This is a genomic window from Caballeronia sp. BR00000012568055, from assembly GCF_029439455.1.
Lineage (GTDB): Bacteria > Pseudomonadota > Gammaproteobacteria > Burkholderiales > Burkholderiaceae > Caballeronia.
Genome location: NZ_JAQFVG010000008.1, coordinates 13,981 through 18,910 on the forward strand (window position 1 = coordinate 13,981; position 4,930 = coordinate 18,910).

The 4,930-nt window shown below is 58.2% G+C and carries 4 protein-coding genes; 2 read left to right on the plus strand and 2 right to left on the minus strand.

The annotated features are described in order from the left end of the window. Both P7F28_RS01220 and gmd read right to left on the minus strand, forming a co-directional pair. Positions 1-434: NAD-dependent epimerase/dehydratase family protein (locus tag P7F28_RS01220; protein WP_277182547.1), on the minus strand; the 434-nt coding region annotated here is incomplete at its 3' end. A 7-nt stretch (positions 435-441) separates the two neighbouring features. Then, positions 442-1,485 (minus strand): GDP-mannose 4,6-dehydratase, encoded by a 1,044-nt coding sequence (gmd, locus tag P7F28_RS01225; protein ID WP_277182549.1) that lies wholly within the window; start codon positions 1,483-1,485, stop codon positions 442-444. Positions 1,486-1,795: 310 nt separating this feature from the next. Here gmd and P7F28_RS01230 point away from each other — a divergent pair, with 310 nt between their 5' ends. Then, positions 1,796-4,006: a hypothetical protein gene (locus P7F28_RS01230; RefSeq protein WP_370467204.1), complete on the plus strand. Its 2,211-nt coding sequence runs from the start codon at positions 1,796-1,798 to the stop codon at positions 4,004-4,006. Further along, positions 4,007-4,930 (plus strand): oligosaccharide flippase family protein (locus tag P7F28_RS01235; protein WP_277182550.1); only part of this gene is annotated, 924 nt, incomplete at its 3' end.

The window sequence follows — 4,930 nt, forward strand, 5'->3', positions numbered from 1 at the left end:
AGCTTGCTGACGGCGTAGTCGTTAGCGGGCTTGATCGCCGCATCTTCATCGATAGTCTCGACATCGGCATTGCCATACACGTTAGCCGTGCTGGCAAGCAAAACCGACTTAGGCCGCTTATCGAGCGATGCTAAAGCAGCAAGCAAATTCCGCGTCCCGACAATATTCACCAGATAAGTCGTGCTCGGCGAATGCCCGGTGACATGCGCCGCGCCCGCCAGATGCGCAACCACATCAGGCCGCGCATCGGCGACGAAAGATTTGAGGGCGTCGGCATCCAGCAGATCGACAGGTATACCGACCGAATCAGGCACTTCGCCCTCGGGCGAGGACGTAGTGGTGCCCCAGACGTCGTAGCCTCGGTCGATTAGATGCGCCGCCATATGGCGGCCCGTGAATCCCGACAGGCCTGTAATGAGTGCGCGGCGAGGCATAGGCGGCTCAGAACGTCGGCTGGAGTTCGTTACGCTTGAGGTCGGCATCGACCATCATCTTGCACAGCGTTTCAAGCGTGGTTTCAGGCTTCCAGCCGAGCTTTTCGCGTGCTTTGTCGGCACTGCCAATCAATAAATCCACTTCGGCCGGACGATAGAACTTCGGATTCACACGCACGAGCGTGCGGCCCGTCGCGACGTCGATACCGCGTTCGCGTTCGCCCTTTCCGGCCCATTCGAGCTGAAAGCCGGCCGCGCCAAACGCCATGCGCACGAAGTCGCGCACCGTTTCCGTGCGGTTGGTCGCGAGCACGTAAGTGTCGGGATCGGCGGCCTGCAACATGCGCCACATGCCTTCCACGTATTCGGCCGCAAAGCCCCAGTCACGCTTGGCGTCCATATTGCCGAGTTCGAGCAATTCTTCCTTGCCGAGCTTGATCTTGGCGACCGTATCCGTGATCTTGCGCGTCACGAATTCACGCCCACGCAGCGGCGATTCGTGATTGAACAAAATGCCGCTGCAACCGAAAATGTTGTACGACTCGCGGTAATTGATCGTGGTCCAGTGCGCGAACAGCTTGGCCACACCATACGGACTGCGCGGATAGAACGGCGTTTCTTCGCATTGCGGAATCGCCTGCACCTTGCCGAACATTTCCGACGTAGACGCCTGGTAATAGCGGATTTTCGGATCGATCACGCGGATCGCTTCGAGTAAGTTCAGCGCGCCCAAACCGGTAACGCCTGCCGTCGTAGAAGGCTGATCGAACGATACGCCCACGAAGCTTTGCGCCGCAAGGTTATACAACTCGCTCGCCTGCGCCTGCTCCAGCAGACGCAAATTCGAACCCAGATCTGTCAGATCGTGCTCGACCAGTCTGAGTTTCGGATGACGGTCGATACCCAATTCCTCGATACGCCAGAAATTCACCGAGCTTGTGCGCCGATAAGTGCCGACCACTTCGTAGCCTTTGTCGAGCAGCAGCTTGGCAAGGTAAGCGCCGTCTTGTCCGGAGACGCCCGTAATGATCGCTGTGAGTTGACCGGCCATGGTTTTCCGCCTCGATTGGGAAATGTCGTTGAGGCTTAGTCTAGGGAAAAGAAAACGGAAAAATATCGCCACGCTAAGCGAATTAATTTTTATTCGATGCGGCTGCTTAGACCCATTTCGATCAATAAAAAACGCTAGGGCGCTTAAAGCACGCTAAGCGAACGCTAAGAAATAGGCCGCCCCACGCACTCAAATATTTTTCGTTTTTTTAGCTTTATTTGGCCTCTACTCTGCATCGTGTCGAATTGAGTGACCGCTGCCGTTTCCGCGCGTCGAAGGTCGGGCGTTAGGCAGATTCAAGGAGGAAGCGTTGCGGCCCACGTCGTTTATTAAATTGGCTTTAGCTGTCGCTGGTGCGTTGGCCGCAAGCAGCGCGAACGCCGCAGCGCCCGTGCTCGACGCGAAGTCGTCGTGGATCGGTAATACGTTCGGATTCGGCGACGGCACCTGGACGCAGATCAACATCACCGCGATCGCCGTTGCGCCCGATGGACGCGTGTTCACCAACGCGCCGTGGGACGAAAGCGGGGCCGAAGCGAGTGTGTATCGCGATGGAAAGATGCTGGGTTTTGCGGGCGGCACGCATGGATGGGGCGCGTCGGGTGGCAATGCGGTCGCGGTGAATTCGCGCTACGTGTATGTCGCTGTCGGTGTGGGCAATGAGCGTGGCAGGCTCGTTAAACAAGGTGTCTGGCCGCCGGCGGGACGGCAATGGACGGGTGTATCGCGGCGCGATATCGGCGAACTGAAGCGGCCCGTTCCGTTCGATGCAGGCAGCGACACCAACGCGACGATGAAAGCACTCGCCGCCGATCGCGATCCGCGCGCGGCGATGGCGCGCAGCTTCCTCTCGATCAACGATACGCCCGCCGATGCGCGTCAGGAGATCGGCGGCCTCGCAGCAAACGATTCGCTCTTGTACGTGGCGAACACGTCGGTGAATCGCATCGAAGTGTATGACGCGCAGTCGATGCAAAAGAAATCGCAATGGGATGCGCCGCAGCCGGGACGCCTGGCAATCGCATCGGATAAGACGTTGTGGGCGATCGTTGAAAGCGCGGGCGAGCATCCGCGCATCGCGCATTACGCGGCGTCGGGCACGGAAATTAAGGACGCACCGCGCTTGCCGCCGGATAGCGTGGCGGTGGATATCGCTATCGACAAGACCGGGCGTTTGCTCGTTGCTGATAACGGGCCGCGTCAGCAAGTGCTTTTTTATAAGCGCGAAGGCAATACGTATCAAGAGTCGGGCGCTTTAGGCGAACGCGGCGGCATTTTTTCCGGCACGCCGGGCAAGCCAGGTCCGCGTCGCTTTAACGGCTTGACGGGCGTGGGTGTCGATCAGGACGGCAACGTGTACGTATCGACCAATGGCATCGGCCCGAAGATGGGCAAGCTCGGCGCAGGACTTGGCGCAACGCTCGAAAGTTATGCGCCTGACGGTGCATCGCGTTGGCAGTTGCAAGGGCTCTTATTTGTCGATGGTGCGTGGATGGACCCAGGTCGTCCCAACAGCGTTTATACGGGCAACAAGCGCTTCGAACTGGATCTCTCGAAGCCGCCGGGACAGGAATGGACTTACGCGGGTTATCTCACGGCCCGCTTCAAATATCCCGACGATCCCGTGTTTCATACCGATCAATGGCCGGGCTTGCCGATTGCAAGAAGACTCGAAGGCCGTACGTTCTTGTATCTGACGGACATGTATGCGGATCACCTGAAGATCTATCGGTTCGATGAAAAACGCGAAGGAGAACTGGCGATTCCATCGAGCTTCATTGCAGGCCGTCCGCGTCCTGTGCAGGACGTGCCGAATCGCCCTGAAGGTGGCGAATGGATCTGGCGCGATACGAATGGCGATGGACGCTTCGATACCGGCGAATTTCAGCGCAATCCCGGCGATGCGCGCATCACAGGCGGCTGGGGATGGTGGGTCGATGCAAAAGGCGATATCTGGCGCACCAGCGATTCGAAGAACATTTATCGCCTGCGTTATGGCGGTCTCGACAAGCAAGGCAACCCGATCTATAGCTACGCGAACATCCAGAAATACAGCGTGCCCGCACCGTTCGACACGCTGCGCCGCGCAGTCTACGACGCCGCCAGCGACACGCTCTACGTGACCGGCTACACACCCGATGCGCCGGCAGACAAGCGCTATTGGAAAGAAGTCGGCCGCAAGCTCGCGCGCTATGACCATTGGTCCACGGACCCGAAACAACGCTATGCAATCGACTTGCCGTGGGACACGCAGAGCAAGCCGCTTGCGACCATTATCGGGGTCACGGTGGAAGGGCAATATGTATTCGCAGTCGAACCAGTAGGTGACGTGCACGTGTATGACAAGGATTCTGGAAAGGAAGTAGGACTGATTAAACCGGGGCCGGAAGTCGGCCGAGCATCGGGCTGGGTGGATGTGCCCAACGGCGTGACCGCGTTCAGGCGCGGTGACGGTGAATACCTCGTGTTCGTCGAAGAAGACGCGCGCGGCAAGGTCATGATGTACCGCTGGAAGCCATAAATGGAAAAGAGCATGGTCCGCAACGTGGCGATCAACTTTATCGGGTTGATCTTGCCGACGTTCGTTTCGCTGGCGACCGTGCCGGCTTATATCCGGCTTGTCGGTGTAGAGCGCTATGGCGTGATCAGTCTTGTGTGGACCTTGATCGGCTATTTCAGCATTCTCGATCTCGGCATGAGCATGGCCGCGCAACATCAGATTGCGAAGGCGCAGGCGGCAGGCGATATCGAACAGCGTACGCGCGTATTTTGGAGCGCAGTGTGGCTCAACTTCGCCACGGGCGTGTTCGGCGGGTTGTTGATTTATTTCGGCGCATTTTTATATACCGCGTATGTCGCGCACGCTGCACCCGAGATGCAAACAGAGGTCTACTACGCATTGCCGTGGCTCGCGCTCGCGATTCCGATCGCAAACGTTTCATGGGTCTTTGCAGGCGCGATCAACGCGATGGAACGCTTCGGCGTCTACAACGCGAATCAGACCTTCGGCACGTTTTTGTTTCAGCTTTTGCCTCTGGGCGCGGCGCTTTATATCGCACCGAATTTACAGACCGTGCTTGCGGCTGCGGTCACGGCGCGTCTTGTCGCTGCGTTGTTGCTGGGTCGCGCAAGCTTCAAATTGCTCGATATCAAGCGCATCGAATGGCCTAAACGCAGCGTAGCGGGTGGACTATTTCGCTTCGGCGGATGGATGCTCGTCTCGTCCATCACGACAATGCTCACTGACTCGCTCGATCGCGTCATGCTCGGTGCGCATCTCGGCGCGCGCTTCGTCACGTATTACACGGTGCCGCAGAACCTCGTCACGCGTCTGAATATGCTGCCCAACGCGATGGTGCGCACGTTGTTTCCGCGCCTCTCAGCAATCGATCGAAGCGATGCAAATGGCATGGCAACAAGCTCGCTCGAATTTCTCAACGGTGTC